The sequence below is a fragment of the Paracidovorax wautersii genome (assembly GCF_900113035.1).
GTDB classification, from domain to species: domain Bacteria; phylum Pseudomonadota; class Gammaproteobacteria; order Burkholderiales; family Burkholderiaceae_C; genus Paracidovorax; species Paracidovorax wautersii.
In genome coordinates this window covers 22,187-36,117 of sequence record NZ_FONX01000025.1, presented here as the reverse complement: position 1 = coordinate 36,117, position 13,931 = coordinate 22,187, and the positions used below count along the sequence as shown (strand labels likewise).

At 67.2% G+C, this 13,931-nt stretch carries 12 protein-coding genes; 7 read left to right on the top strand and 5 right to left on the bottom strand.

All coding sequences use genetic code 11. The annotated features are described in order from the left end of the window. Nucleotides 1-42: 42 nt before the first annotated feature. The 3 genes from BM070_RS22900 to BM070_RS22890 form a co-directional block, all read right to left on the bottom strand. A protein-coding gene (locus BM070_RS22900) for an IS3 family transposase (RefSeq protein WP_245785156.1) occupies nucleotides 43-1,400 on the bottom strand; the annotation gives its coding sequence in 2 pieces (ribosomal slippage) (nucleotides 43-923 and nucleotides 923-1,400; 1,359 coding nt in all). Between the two features lie 57 nt (nucleotides 1,401-1,457). Next, nucleotides 1,458-4,013 (bottom strand): YbcC family protein, encoded by a 2,556-nt coding sequence (locus BM070_RS22895; RefSeq protein ID WP_092942363.1) that lies wholly within the window; start codon nucleotides 4,011-4,013, stop codon nucleotides 1,458-1,460. Nucleotides 4,014-4,043: 30 nt separating this feature from the next. Continuing rightward, the gene (locus BM070_RS22890) at nucleotides 4,044-5,609 is read right to left on the bottom strand and encodes an NADH-quinone oxidoreductase subunit L (RefSeq protein ID WP_092942360.1); all 1,566 of its coding nucleotides are present in this window, start codon (nucleotides 5,607-5,609) and stop codon (nucleotides 4,044-4,046) included. Nucleotides 5,610-5,706: 97 nt separating this feature from the next. Between BM070_RS22890 and BM070_RS22885 the strand changes: the two genes are divergently transcribed. The 7 genes from BM070_RS22885 (at nucleotide 5,707) to BM070_RS22855 (ending at nucleotide 12,510) form a co-directional block, all read left to right on the top strand. Then, nucleotides 5,707-6,600 carry a LysR family transcriptional regulator gene (locus BM070_RS22885; RefSeq protein ID WP_092942357.1) on the top strand — a complete coding sequence of 298 codons (894 nt, stop codon included), beginning with the start codon at nucleotides 5,707-5,709 and terminating at the stop codon, nucleotides 6,598-6,600. Between the two features lie 270 nt (nucleotides 6,601-6,870). After that, nucleotides 6,871-8,607 carry a type IV-A pilus assembly ATPase PilB gene (gene pilB / locus BM070_RS22880; protein ID WP_092942354.1) on the top strand — a complete coding sequence of 579 codons (1,737 nt, stop codon included), beginning with the start codon at nucleotides 6,871-6,873 and terminating at the stop codon, nucleotides 8,605-8,607. A 20-nt stretch (nucleotides 8,608-8,627) separates the two neighbouring features. Continuing rightward, the gene (locus BM070_RS22875; protein ID WP_092942351.1) at nucleotides 8,628-9,845 is read left to right on the top strand and encodes a type II secretion system F family protein; all 1,218 of its coding nucleotides are present in this window, start codon (nucleotides 8,628-8,630) and stop codon (nucleotides 9,843-9,845) included. Then, nucleotides 9,845-10,759, top strand: a complete 915-nt coding sequence (locus BM070_RS22870; RefSeq protein ID WP_092942348.1) for a prepilin peptidase — start codon at nucleotides 9,845-9,847, stop codon at nucleotides 10,757-10,759. Before BM070_RS22875 ends, BM070_RS22870 begins: the two co-directional genes overlap by 1 nt. Next, nucleotides 10,744-11,385: a dephospho-CoA kinase gene (gene coaE, locus BM070_RS22865; protein ID WP_245785342.1), complete on the top strand. Its 642-nt coding sequence runs from the start codon at nucleotides 10,744-10,746 to the stop codon at nucleotides 11,383-11,385. Before BM070_RS22870 ends, coaE begins: the two co-directional genes overlap by 16 nt. Before the next feature lie 82 nt (nucleotides 11,386-11,467). Further along, nucleotides 11,468-12,223, top strand: coding sequence for a cell division protein ZapD (zapD, locus tag BM070_RS22860; protein WP_092942345.1), 756 nt, complete (start codon nucleotides 11,468-11,470; stop codon nucleotides 12,221-12,223). 38 nt (nucleotides 12,224-12,261) lie between these two features. Next, complete coding sequence (locus BM070_RS22855; protein ID WP_092942343.1) at nucleotides 12,262-12,510, top strand: DNA gyrase inhibitor YacG; 249 nt, start codon at nucleotides 12,262-12,264, stop codon at nucleotides 12,508-12,510. Between the two features lie 52 nt (nucleotides 12,511-12,562). Here the strand turns inward: BM070_RS22855 and BM070_RS22850 are convergent, their stop codons facing one another. Together BM070_RS22850 and BM070_RS22845 are read right to left on the bottom strand one after the other, a co-directional pair. Then, the gene (locus BM070_RS22850) at nucleotides 12,563-13,027 is read right to left on the bottom strand and encodes a (deoxy)nucleoside triphosphate pyrophosphohydrolase (RefSeq protein ID WP_092942340.1); all 465 of its coding nucleotides are present in this window, start codon (nucleotides 13,025-13,027) and stop codon (nucleotides 12,563-12,565) included. Continuing rightward, entirely contained in the window at nucleotides 13,020-13,898 is an 879-nt protein-coding gene (locus tag BM070_RS22845) for an ATP-binding protein (RefSeq protein ID WP_092942337.1), read from the bottom strand. The genes BM070_RS22850 and BM070_RS22845 overlap by 8 nt, the downstream gene beginning before the upstream one ends. Nucleotides 13,899-13,931 lie beyond the last annotated feature (33 nt).

Below are 13,931 nucleotides of genomic sequence, written 5' to 3'. Positions count from 1 at the left end.
TTGAACTGCCCCCCAGAAGTTGGACGGTCACGATTCCGCCGATCAGGCGGAGCTTCTCAATCGGTACCCCACCGGACTGAGCCCCTGCAGCCCGAGCTTGATGCGCTCGTGGTTGTAGTAGTTGACGTAATCATGCACGCCCGCTTCGAGCGCATCAACGCTGTCGGGCCTTTCGAGATGGAAATACTCGGCCTTCAGAGTGCCGAAGAAGCTTTCAATTGCCGCGTTGTCGAGGCAGTTGCCTTTGCGGCTCATGCTTTGCTTGACTCCGCGTCGCGCGAGCATTGCTCGGTAGGGCTGCATCTTGTAGTGCCAGCCTTGGTCGGAGTGCACGATCAGGTTGGTGACGCAACTGGCCCGTGAGAGCGCGGCTTCAAGCATGCTGGAAACCATCTCGAAGACCGGACGCCTTGCCATGCGGTACGCGACGATCTCGCCGTTGTACAGGTCCATACAGGCCGACAGGTAGAGCTTGTGGCCGCTCACATTGAACTCGGTGACATCGGTCGCCCACTTCTGGTTCGGGGCGGTCGCACAGAAGTCGCGCTGCAGAACGTTGGGCACGTGCTCATCGCTCATGCCCGGAACATGCCGAGATCTCTTCTTCGCCCGAATCAACGCGCGCAGCCCCATCTTCTGCATCAGACGCTGCACGCACTTGTGGTTGACCGGTTCTGCCATTGAATTGCACAGCACCGCAGTGATGCGTCGGTATCCGTAGCGGCCCTTGTGCTCGTCGTAAATGGTGCGGATTCTGGCTTCCACTGCGCGTTGCTGGTCGGCGTGCTGGGTCGCCTGGCATTGGTAGTAGAACGTGCTGCGCGGCAGGCCCGCTATGTGCAACAGGTCCGCCAACTTATGGTCATGCCTCAACCCGGCAATCAGGCGCGCTTTGTCGGCGCAGCTGACCTCTTCGACCGAATTAAGGCCTGCAATTTTTTTAGGTACGCGACCTCCGCGCGCAGTCGTTCGTTCTCTTCCCGCAAGGTTCTCTCCGCATCGGCAACGACCGTGCTCGACGGTGCTGCAGAGCGCCGTTCTGGCTTCATCTTGGGCTGCTCTTCTTTCCCCCTCTCGCGCGCTTGCCAGCGGCCTTGATCGAGATTGCGTCGCCAGACCACGACCTGGTTTGGATTGCGAATGTCATAGATCGCCGCGACCTGACGGCTGGAAAGCTGCTCGCGATCCTGATGAGCCAGCACCTGCAGCTTGAACTGCGCACTGTACGCGCTGCGCTTGGGGCTCAAGCCGTCGATGCCGTGGAGACGGTAATGGCTCACCCAAGTGCGGATCTTCTCCTCGGGAACCGACCACCGCCGAGCCAAAAGCTTCGCGCCGCCTTCGCCTTCCAAGAAGCTCTGGACAACTTCCAGCTTGAACTCCACTTCGTACCTCTTCATGAAACCCCTTGAAGTTCATCCAACTTCTGGGGGTCAGTTCACCGGGGCGGCTCAATCTCAGGCAATCAACTCCACCGGCGCCCAGCCCGCCTGCCCATACCGCTCCAAACCTGCCCCCTCGAAGCGCCAAAGATGGAGCCAGCCGTTGTCCAGCAGTTGCCGGACGACTTCATGCCTGCCGATCACTGCATTGATCGCTGGCCGCGCCGCATCGATGACCACGGTCAGCCGCAGCGCCTCGTGCATCCAGCGCTGGCCGTCATGGACCGACTGCCGCGACAGGCCGATCCGCAGGTCTCCGCCATTGCCCTCGAACACGCCCAGGGCACCGCCCACTACGTTGTGCAGCAGCTTGTTGCCGCTGCCCAGCCGCTGCGGATCGCTGGTGGAGGCGTGGTATTGCCAGTTGATCCAGTGCGTGACCAGCATGGGCGCGGTCATGAGCATTTCCAGGATGCTACCGTCAGGGTCCTGGCCGGCGTCATAGTCATGGAGGAAGCTGCGCCCGCCCAGCGAAACGCCCTGGCTGCGCGACCGCGGCGCGATGACAAAGGCAGCGTTGTCCGCCAGCCCCCATTCGGGCCGCGTCTGCGCGCCGTCGTTGGCGCGGCGGCGCAGCTGCGCCAGCAGCGCGTCGCCAGGAGCGTCCGGATCCAGCCGCAGGCGGGGCGCACGCTCGCGGCGCACTTGGTCGCCGGCCTGGCTGAACACGGCCTGCAGATGCTTCCAGCGTTCGCGCGCGCTGGCCGGAAGCAGGTCCAGGTCGAAGCCTTCGATCTCATCGGTGGTGGTGTTGTGCAGCGCCGCCGCGAACACCGTGGCGTCGGGGACATGCAGCCCTTGCGCGTGCAGGCCCTGGCGCACCGCCGGGTCGTTGAGCAGGAGCGCCAGGCTGCGCGCATTGACTTCGCCGGTCTGGCCGCAGCAGGCGCCGCAATCCAGCGCCGCCGCATGGGCGTTGTTGGCCGACTGGCTGCCGTGGCCGACGAGCAGCACCAGTGGCGCGATATACCGCTCCAGGCCCATGGCATGCAGCAGCCGCGCGGCCAGCGCCACCTTGTCACCCAGGTCCATGCCCAGCAGCTGCGGACGGCAGACCGGGCGGTAGCGGGCCGGCACGCCCTGCAGGTCATCCCGCGCGCGCTCGCGCCCGCCGGGCAGCAGCCAGCGCCCGAGCTTGCCCAGGTATCCCACGCCGGCCGCCTCGACGAAGGAGAACGCGGCCCCCGGCCAATGGCTGGCCGCCTGCCATTGCTCAGCCAGGGCCAGGCGCGTCTGGCGCGCACGGCCCGCGGCGCCCTGCCGCACTGCGTCGCCGGCCCGTTGGGCCGGATCGGCGCTGACGATGCAGTCGCCCACCTCCATGGCCGGCGCCAGCAGGCCGGGCAGCTGAGGACGGCGTAGCTGCGTGGCCAGAGGCGTATAGGCGACGGGCAGGCCGAAGAAGCCCGCGACGCCCAGGGTCTGGATGCCACCAGGCCAGGCCGCCTCCAGCGCACGCCGCAAGGGTTCGCTGCGCACGTCGATGCAGAAAGCCGCCTGGACTTCGATCTGTGCAGACGCGCCGCCATCGTGCGTGGGGGCAGGCCGGGCCAGTTGCTGCGCCAGCTCGCGCTGATAGCCGATCTCCAGCGCCAGCTGCCATGCCTCGTCGATCAGCATGTCGCTCTCGGCTTCCTGCAGGATGCGGGGCGCCTGGCTCCAAGCCTGCTGCAGCGCGCCGAATGCCGCCCTCGCCGCCTCGTCTTCCTTGCATTCGAGCAGCACCACGCCCCAGGCCAGGCGGATGGCCAGCAGCTCGCGCAGGTGGGCATCCTGGCCACCTGCCAACCCCGCCTGCCAGCCCAGATACGCGCACCACGAGGCCCAGCCGTTGATGCTCAGCAGCACGGACTCCAGATAGTCGGCCCACACCGCCTGGGGCAGGCCCAGCCGGGCGATGACCCAGCGCTCGGCATCCTGCGCGGTGGCGGGCAAGGCGCTCACGGCCCGGCCGAGTTGCGGCAAGCCCATCAACAGGCCGATGCCGTGGTCATGCTGCAAGGTGTCGCGCCAGAAGGCATACAGCCCCTGCCTGCGCTCGGGCTGCCAGCTCGCCTGATGTTCGTCGAAGTAGGCCGCGCAAGTCTGGCTGACCTGTTGCGTGACCGCCTGCCGCCAGGAGAGCCTCGCCCGGCGATCTGCATCGCTGTCCAGCACGTCGATCAGCAAGGGCAGCTGCACCGGACGCGGCCCGGCCTCCAACGCCTGCCGGCACCGCTCGGGCGCAAGGCCCGCCGCCTGCGCCGCGGGCAGTTGCCGCAGCGCCAGGGCCAGGTCGGCTGCACCGATGCGGCCTTCGCGCCAGGCCTGCAGTTGCCGCTCGCGCGGCGGGAAGACCTGGATACCGCCCAGCACGGCCATGCGGGCAGCCACACGGCGCACCGGCATGCCGATGCGCGACCAGTGCGGATTGACGGCGATGGCGCGGTCCAGCGGCCAGGCCGGGGCGATCGCGAGGCAGGCCTGGCGGCAGGCTTGCTCGATCTGGGCATGCAGCACCTCATGGGCGCTGCTTGCGGCAGGTGCGCTGCCCGTAGCGGGTCGGGGGTCTATCGTCGAAAGGTCCGTCATGGGATGCACTCCATCATCTTGTCGTTGCAGTCAGCGCGGCGCGCGGCGGCCGCCGCGCGGCCACGGCAGGCCGATGGCCGGCGAGCGCGCCAGCACCCAATGCGCGGGCCAGAGGCGCAGTGCCAGGCGCGTGTAGGCCTCGTCCAGATAGAAACCGGCATAGCTCCAGCGCCGCCAGCGCGCCAGCCACTGCGGCCGCTTCTGCAGCAGGACCTGGCAGAGATACAGGCAGGCCATGCCAGCCAGGGCCAACACGCCCAGGTGGTGGTCGGGAGCGTCCCGCAAGCCCAGGGGCAGCAGATGCGCCGCCATGGCCGCCAGGGTCAGGCCCGCGGCGGCCAGCAGGCCGAACAGCCACTGCCAGCCGTGCGCAGGGCCGCCCGCATGCGCGGCCGGCAGCCACAGCAGGGGCGCCCATGCCAGGCCCAGCAGCGCGCTCCACCACCAGGGCCAAGCCGCCCCTCCCGCCAGCGCGACCAGGAAGCACACGACCGAAGTTGTCAGCACCGGGGCCAGCACGACGCTGGCGGTGCCCGGCACCGCAGCCGGATGCAAGGCATGCAGGCGGGTCTGACGCACCACGGAAGAGGCCGACAGGAAGGCATGCGCCTTGTAGAGCGAATGGCCGATCAGATGCAGCGCCGCCAGGCTGTAGAGCCCCAGCGCGCATTCCAGCAGCATGAAACCCATCTGCGCCACGGTGGACCAGGCAAGCCGCACCTTGATGCTGATGCGCGTGAGCATGACCATGCCCGCCAGCACCGCCGTCCCCAGGCCCAGCGCCATCAGCAGCAGCCGCGCGGCACCGGCCTGCTCCAGCAGAGGCGCAAAGCGGATCAGCACGAAGCCCCCCAGATTGACCACGCCCGCATGCAGCAGCGCGGACACGGGCGTCGGCGCCTCCATCACCTGGATCAGCCAGCCATGCACCGGCAGCAAGGCCGTGCGCAGCGTGACGGCAACGACCAGCAAAAGAGCACTGGCCTGCAGCGGCAGGGACGGGCCGTGCTGCGCCAGATGCGCCCAGAGGGCCGATAGCGATCCGCTGCCCACCGTCCACCAGGCCAGCGCTGCGGCGCCCAGCAGCAGCAGGTCGGCCAGCCGGTCGGCGATACGCTTCTTGTGCGCCGCCAGCAGCGCGAAGGGACGATCCGGATAAAAGCACAGCAACCGCTCCAGCGCCATGCCCACGGCGGCCCAGGCCGCGATGAGCACCAGCCAGTGATCGGCGAGCAGCAGCAGATGAACACTGGCCAGCACCGTGGCGAGCGCGCGCAGATAGCGCGGCTGGTTCTCCTCGCCTTCCAGATAGCGGGTGGAAAACGCGGCGATCACCAAGCCGAGCAGCTGCACCAGCACGGCCAGCACCAGCGCCAGCGGGGTGGCTTGCACCAGGGGGCCGACAACCGGCATGCCCACTGCCCCCAGGGCCAGCGACAGGCCCGCAGCAGCCAGCGCGGCGCATGACACCCCATGGAACACCCGCCACAGCCCGGGCATGGCGGACCAGCGCAGCCGCGTCAGCCCTGCCATCGCAGCCATCAGACATGCCGGCGACAGTGCAACGGCCAGGCACCACGCCTCAGTCATCGTCATTTTGGAAACCTCTCAAATGCATGGAGGCGATGATGCTTTGGGGTTTTTGTTCTGTAAATTACATTGATTGGAATAAATCAATACACAAAACAGAACAATGGAACTGAACCAGCTCAACTTCCACCACCTCTTCTATTTCTGGCGAGTAGCCAAGCTGGGCCATCTGACGCGGGCAGCCGAGGAGTTGCACACCTCGCAGTCGGCGGTATCCGCGCAGATCCGGCAGTTGGAAGAACGGCTGGGCGAAAGCCTCTTTGCCCGCGAGGGCCGCCGACTCCTGCTGACGGACACCGGCCAGCTGGTGCTGGCCTATGCGGACAACATCTTCGGCCTGGGCCAGGAAATGCTGGGGCGCCTTCAAGGCCGCTCGGCGGGTGTGACGCGCCTGCGCGTGGGCAGCGTGGCCACGATGTCGCGCAACTACCAGGAAAACTGGATCAGGCCGGCCCTGGCCGACCCGGCGCTGGTGCTGACGCTGGAGTCGGGCCTGCTGGAAGGCCTGCTCGCCCGCCTGGTGCAGCACCAACTGGACGTGGTGCTGGCCAATGAGACGGTCCCGGCCGACCCGGGCCGGCCGCTGCACTGCCGCTTTCTGGGAAGCCAGTCGATTTCGCTGGTCGGTCCTGCCAGCCAGTGGGCGTCCCGGAGCCTGCGCATTCCGGAAGACCTGGACGGAGCGGACATCGCCCTGCCCGGCCCGCGCCATGCGCTGCGCGCCCAGTTCGATGCCCTCTGCGCCACGGCTGGCGTGGTCCCGCGGCTACGCGCCGAGGTGGACGACATGGCCATGCTGCGCCTGATCGCACGCGACAGCGGATGGCTGACCGTACTGCCCGAGGTGGTGGTGCAGGACGAACTCCAGTCCGGCCTGCTGGTCGTCGTGGGCCATTCGACCGCGCTGCAGGAGCGCTTCTACGCCATCACCACGCCGCACCGGCATCGCATCGACATGCTCGAGGCCCTGCTGGCGCGCGGACCCAGCGAACAGTGAGCAACCCGCCCCCACGAATCCGGCAGACAGGCCTGGCAGCCCCATCCACACAGGCATTGGGCCAAGCTCCCGGGCAAGAGTCCAGCGTCGCAAGTGCAACGGCCATGCCTGTGTACCGCGAGTTGCATCGACATGTAAGAATGCATCAGGCTGCCACCGCAGATGGCTCCTGCGCCGATAGCGGCATCGACCAACCCGAGCCCTGCAAAAGACCATCGTATTGCAGTGATAGGATGGTTTCTTTTCCACCCAAAAGACTTCACCGGTTACATGGCTGACGCCGATTCCGCCCTCCAGGATGCCTCCAGCATTGCCCTGCCCGGCCTGGGGCGGGCGCTCATTTCGGCGGGCCAGCTCAGCCAGAAGGCTGCCGAGGATATCTACCGCAAGTCCCAGTCCGGCCGCACCAGCTTCATCGCGGAGCTGACGGGCTCGGGCTCGGTTTCGCCGCTGGATCTGGCCCACACCGTGTCTGCGGTGTTCGGCGCTCCCTTGCTCGACATCGACGCCATCGATCCGGCCCGCCTTCCGCGCGACCTGCTGGACGCGAAGATCTGCCAGGCCTACCGCGTCATCGTCCTGAGCAAGCGCAACAACCGGCTCATCGTTGCGACGGCCGACCCCACCGACCAGGAAGCGGCGGAAAAGATCAAGTTCACCACCCAGATGGGCGTGGACTGGATCATTGCCGAATACGACAAGCTGGTGCGCCTGATCGACGCGACCACCAAGTCCACGGCCGAGGCCATGGAAAACATGGTGAGCGGCGCGGATTTCGAGTTCGACGACCTGTCCGTCCCCGAAAGCCCCGAACCCCAGGACACGGGCGTCAACGAGGTCGAAGACGCGCCCATCGTCAAGTTCCTGCACAAGATGCTGCTGGACGCGTTCAACATGCGCGCCTCCGACCTGCATTTCGAACCCTACGAACACCAGTACCGGGTGCGCTTCCGCATCGACGGCGAGCTGCGCGAGATCGCCTCGCCGCCGATCGCCATCAAGGACAAGCTGGCCTCGCGCATCAAGGTGATCTCGCGGCTGGACATCTCGGAAAAGCGCGTGCCCCAGGACGGGCGCATGAAGCTCAAGGTGGGCCCCGACCGGGTGATCGACTTCCGGGTGAGCACGCTGCCCACGCTGTTCGGCGAGAAGATCGTGATCCGTATCCTCGACCCCAGCAGCGCCAAGCTGGGCATCGACGCGCTGGGCTACGAGCCCGAGGAGAAGGCACGCCTGCTGCAGGCCATCGGCCGCCCCTACGGCATGATCCTGGTCACCGGCCCCACCGGCTCGGGCAAGACCGTGTCGCTCTACACCTGCCTGAACCTGCTGAACAAGCCCGGGGTGAACATCGCCACGGCGGAAGACCCCTCGGAAATCAACCTGCCGGGCGTCAACCAGGTCAACGTGAACGAAAAGGCCGGGCTGACCTTCGCCACGGCGCTCAAGTCGTTCCTGCGCCAGGACCCGGACATCATCATGGTGGGCGAAATCCGCGACCTGGAGACCGCCGACATCGCCATCAAGGCCGCGCAGACGGGCCACCTGGTGCTGTCCACGCTGCACACCAACGATGCGCCCACCACGCTGACGCGCATGCGCAACATGGGCATCGCGCCGTTCAACATCGCCAGCAGCGTGATCCTGATCACGGCGCAGCGCCTGGCGCGCCGCCTGTGCCCGCAGTGCAAGGCGCCGGCCGACATCCCTCACGAGGCGCTGATCGACGCGGGCTACACCGAAGAAGAGATCGACGGCACCTGGGTCACGTACAAGCCGGTGGGCTGCCCCGCCTGCAACAACGGCTACAAGGGACGCCTCGGCATCTACCAGGTGATGCCCGTGTCGGAAGAGATCCAGCGCATCATCCTGCGCGACGGCAGCGCGCTGGAGATCGCCGAGCAGGCGCGGCGTGAAGGCGTGCGGTCGCTGCGCGCCTCGGGCCTGTACAAGGCCCGCATCGGATTGACCTCGCTCGAGGAAGTCCTGGCCGTGACCAACGAATAACCCATCAGGGAGCGCACAACATGGCGACCGGGACATCGAGGGACATCAAGGACTTCGTCTTCGAATGGGAAGGCAAGGACCGCAGCGGCAAGGTGGTGCGCGGTGAAGTCCGGGCGGTCGGCGAGAACCAGGTGCAGGCCACGCTGCGGCGCCAGGGCGTGCTGCCCACCAAGATCAAGAAACGCCGCACCCGGTCCGGCAAGAAGATCAAGCCCAAGGACATCGCGCTCTTCACGCGGCAGATGGCGACCATGATGAAGGCCGGCGTGCCGCTGCTGCAGTCCTTCGACATCGTGGGCCGGGGCAACACCAACCCGAGCGTCGCCAAGCTGCTCAACGACATCCGCAGCGACGTCGAGACCGGCACCTCGCTGAACATGGCGTTCCGCAAGCACCCCATGTATTTCGACAGCCTCTACTGCAACCTAGTGGAGGCGGGCGAAGCCGCCGGCATTCTGGAAGCGCTGCTGGACCGGCTGGCGCTCTACATGGAAAAGACGGAGGCGATCAAGTCCAAGATCCGCTCCGCGCTGATGTACCCCATCTCGGTGATCATCGTCGCCTTCGTGGTGGTGACCATCATCATGATCTTCGTGATCCCGGCCTTCAAGGAAGTGTTCACCTCGTTCGGCGCCGACCTGCCCGCCCCCACGCTGCTGGTGATGGGCATCAGCGAGATCTTCGTGCAGTACTGGTGGCTGATCTTCGGCGTGATCGGCGGCGGCTTCTATTTCTTCATGCAAGCCTGGCGCCGCAACGAGAAGATGCAGAAGGTGATGGACCGCCTGCTGCTGCGGCTGCCGATCTTCGGCGCGCTGATCGACAAGTCCTGCGTGGCGCGGTGGACCCGCACCCTGTCCACCATGTTCGCGGCCGGCGTGCCGCTGGTGGAAGCGCTCGACTCCGTGGGCGGCGCATCGGGCAACTCGGTCTATGCCGACGCCACCGACAAGATCCAGCAGGAAGTCTCCACAGGCACCAGCCTGACCGCCGCCATGACCAATGCCAACGTGTTCCCTTCGATGGTGCTGCAGATGTGCGCCATCGGCGAGGAATCCGGCTCCATCGACCACATGCTGGGCAAGGCCGCCGACTTCTACGAAGCCGAGGTCGATGAGATGGTGGCCGGCCTCTCCAGCCTGATGGAACCCATCATCATCGTCTTCCTGGGCACCATCATCGGCGGCATCGTCGTGTCGATGTACCTGCCCATCTTCAAGCTGGGCCAGGTCGTCTGATGTACGAGAGCGTCGGCGTCACGGCCGCACTGGCGGGCGTGCTGGGCCTGCTGGTGGGCAGCTTCCTCAACGTGGTGATCCACCGGCTGCCCCGGATGATGGAGCGGCAGTGGGCCGACGAGCATGCGCAGTACGCGCTGGACGCCGCAGCCGCAGGCGATTCGGCGCAGCGCACCGCGCCAGCGGCCAATGCCACAGATGCCGCGCCCGGCGAGGCGCCCACCTTCAACCTCGTCACGCCGCGCTCCCGCTGCCCGTCGTGCGGCCACGCCGTGCGCTGGTACGAGAACATCCCCGTGCTCAGCTACCTCTTTCTCAAGGGACGCTGCTCGGCCTGCGGCACCGGCATCGGCGTGCGCTATCCGCTGGTCGAACTGCTGACGGGCGCGCTCTTCGCCTTCTGCGGCTACCGCTGGGGCATCACGCCCACGGCGGCGCTCTGGTGCGGTTTCTCTGCCGCGCTGGTCGCGCTCGCCTTCATCGACTGGGACACCACCCTGCTGCCCGACGACATCACCCTGCCCCTGCTCTGGGCCGGGCTGCTGGCATCGACGCTGGGCTGGATCGCCGTGCCGCTGCCTTCGGCGGTATGGGGCGCGGCCTGCGGCTATCTCTCGCTCTGGTCGGTGTACTGGGCCTTCAAGCTGGCCACGGGCAAGGAGGGCATGGGCTTCGGCGACTTCAAGCTCTTCGCGGCGCTGGGGGCCTGGTTCGGCTGGGAGGCGCTGGTGCCGATGATCCTCGTGGCCTCGGTCATCGGGGCGCTGGTCGGCATCGGCATGAAGCTGGCCAGCAGCCTGCGCGAAGGCCTCTACGTTCCCTTCGGCCCGTTCCTGGCCGGTGCCGGCCTCACCGCCATGCTCGTCGGGCCGGCCAGGCTGATGCAGACCATCCTGCAGTGGCTGGGCCTGTGACGGGCTCCGGTGCTCCGCGCACTCCGCTGCAGATCGGGCTCACCGGCGGCATCGGCAGCGGCAAGAGCACCCTGGGCGGCATGCTGCGCGACTGCGGCGCCGCGCTGGTCGATGCCGATGCCTGCGCACGCGCCGTGACGGCGGCCGGGGGCGCCGCCATCCCCGCCATCCGGGCGGCTTTCGGCGACGACTTCATCGATGCGCAGGGTGCGCTGGACCGCTCGCGCATGCGCGAATGCGTCTTCGCCGATGCGGGTGCCAAGCTGCGGCTCGAAGGCATCGTCCACCCGCTGGTCACCGACGCCATCGCCCAGGCCACGCGGAATGCGGCGGCCGAAGGCTATCGGCTGATCGTGCTCGACATTCCGCTGCTGGTGGAGTCGCGCGCCCGCTGGACGCGCGTGCTGGATGCCGTGATCGTGGTGGACTGCACGCCGGCCACACAGATCGCGCGGGTGCAGGCCCGCAGCGGACTGGCTGCCGAGGCGGTGCAGGCCATCATCGCCGCGCAGGCAACGCGCGCCGAAAGATGCGCAGCTGCCGACATCGTCGTCTTCAACGAGGGCATCTCCCTGTTAGAACTGCATACAACCGCGCGGCGAATCACTGCACGCTTCGGGCTATGATGCACCGGGCAGCACCTGTACCTGACTTTGGCTTCAGGCCTCAGCGCCCGCCCCTTCCCGAGCGCCCCAGGAACCCAGCAGCGTGATCCTTTACGAATATCCTTTCAACGAACGCCTGAGAACCTATCTGCGGCTCGAGCAGCTGTTCCGCCGCCTGGGCGAGCTGATTCCGCGAGCCCATCCGCTCGATCACCACTACGCGCTGGTGACCATCTTCGAGATCATGGACGTCGCTGCCCGCGCCGATCTCAAGTCCGACGTGCTCAAGGACCTCGAAAGGAACAAGCAGCAGCTCGACAGCTACCGCGGCAATCCCTCGATTTCCCAGGACGTGCTCGACGGCGTCATCGGCCAGATCGACCACTGCTTCGCCGCGCTGAACGCCCAGCACGGCAAGGCCGGCCACGCGCTTTCCGAGAACGACTGGCTGATGAGCATCCGCAGCCGCGTCGGCATTCCGGGCGGCACCTGCGGCTTCGACCTGCCGGCCTACTACGCCTGGCAGCACCATGCGCCGGAGCAGCGCCAGCAGGATCTGGAAGGCTGGACCTCGCACCTGGCGCCGCTGGCCGAATCCGTCTTCGTGCTGCTCAAGATGCTGCGCGATTCGGGCATGCCGCAGAGGGTGGCGGCCGACCACGGACAGTTCCAGCAGACCCTGCCGCAGGGGCGCACCTTCCAGCTGCTGCGGCTGCGCATCGACCCCGACCTGGGACTCATCCCGGAGATCAGCGGCAACCGGCTGATCGTCTCCGTGCGCCTGATGCGCCCCGACGCCACCGGCAAGCTGCAGTCCTGCACCGACGACGCCGCGTTCGAACTCACGCTCTGCGCCTGAAGAAAGCGCGTGCGCCGCGCTTCCGAGACAATACGCCCATGGCCCGACAACATCCCACGCCTGCGCAGCAGCAGGCTTCCGCTACCGCAGACCCGGCCGCCCGCTGGGTCACCTGCCCCCAGTGCGGCGGGCGCAGCCTCTACGGCAGCGCCAACCGCTTTCGCCCCTTCTGCGGCGAGCGCTGCAAGCAGATCGACCTGGGCGCCTGGGCCAGCGAAGAATTTCGCATGCCCACCGAAGCGCCGCCGGACGACGCGGCCTTCGGCGATCCGCGCCTGATGCCCTGAGATTGAGAGCCTCATCGGCCTCCAGCGCAGGCGGATCAAGCGCCTTCAGCTATCATTTTTGATAGTTCAGCGAGGCCGGATCGAAAGCCACGCCACGCTCTTCGGCCAGCCATTCGAGCACCGGGATCGCACCCGGCAACACCGGCGACACGGTGAGCGGCCAGTGCTGCCAGGCCATGGTCTGGCCTTCACGCATCTCGAAGTCGCCCGACCATTCCCGCACCTTGCACCAGTGCAGCCGCACCAGCGCGTGCGGGTAGTCGTGCTCGGTCACCTTCCAGACGTCGGCGCTGCCGATGGTCACGCCCAGCTCTTCGATGAGTTCGCGGCGCAGCGCCTCTTCCACCGTCTCGCCGGCCTCGATCTTGCCGCCCGGGAACTCCCAGTAGCCGTCGTAGGGCTTGCCGGCAGGCCGGGTGGAAAGCAGCAGGGCACCGTCGGTGCGCATCAGGATGCCCACGGCCACCTCGGTGTGCTTGCGCGCGGGCTGCGCGCCAGGGGTCTGCGCCTCAGGCATCGGCCAGCCTCCCGGCGAAGTCGCGTGCGAACTGGTAGGCCACGCGCCCGCTGCGCGAGCCGCGCTCCAGTGCCCACACCAGCGCCTCGGGCCGGGCACGCTCGATGTCGGCCGCGCCCACGCCCAGCGAGCCCAGCCACTGCGCCACGATGGCCAGGTATTCCTGCTGGCTGAATGGGTAGAAGCTGACCCAGAGCCCGAAGCGCTCGGAGAGCGAAATCTTCTCTTCCACCGCCTCGCCCGGATGCACCTCGCCGTCTTCGGTGTGGGTGTAGCCGAGGTTCTCCTTCATGTATTCGGGCAGCAGGTGGCGCCGGTTGCTGGTCGCGTAGATCAGCACGTTGGGCGTGGCCGCGGCGATGGTGCCGTCCAGGATGGACTTCAGCGCCTTGTAGCCGGCCTCGCCCTCGTCGAAGCTCAGGTCGTCGCAATAGACGATGAACTTCTCCGGCCGGCCCGAGACGACCTCGACGATGTCGGGCAGGTCGGTCAGGTCCGCCTTGTCCACCTCGATCAGGCGCAGGCCCTGGGGTGCATAGGTGTTCAGGCAGGCCTTGATGAGCGAGGACTTGCCCGTGCCGCGCGCGCCGGTCAGCAGCACGTTGTTGGCCGGCTTGCCGTCCACGAACTGCTGGGTGTTGCGCTGGATCTTCTCCTTCTGCGCATCGATTTCCTTGAGGTCGTCCAGCCGCAGGCCGGCGACATGGCGCACCGGCTCCAGCGTGCCGTGGCCGCTGCTGCGCTTGCGGTAGCGCCAGGCGATGGTGTCCGGCGTCCAGTCGGGCGCGGACAGGGGCTGCGGCAGCACCGCTTCGATGCGGGTGATGAGCTGCTCGGCGCGGAGCAGCAGGTGTGCGAATGCTTCGTTCATGGAGTCCTTGCATCGGCGGGGACCCAACAGCGG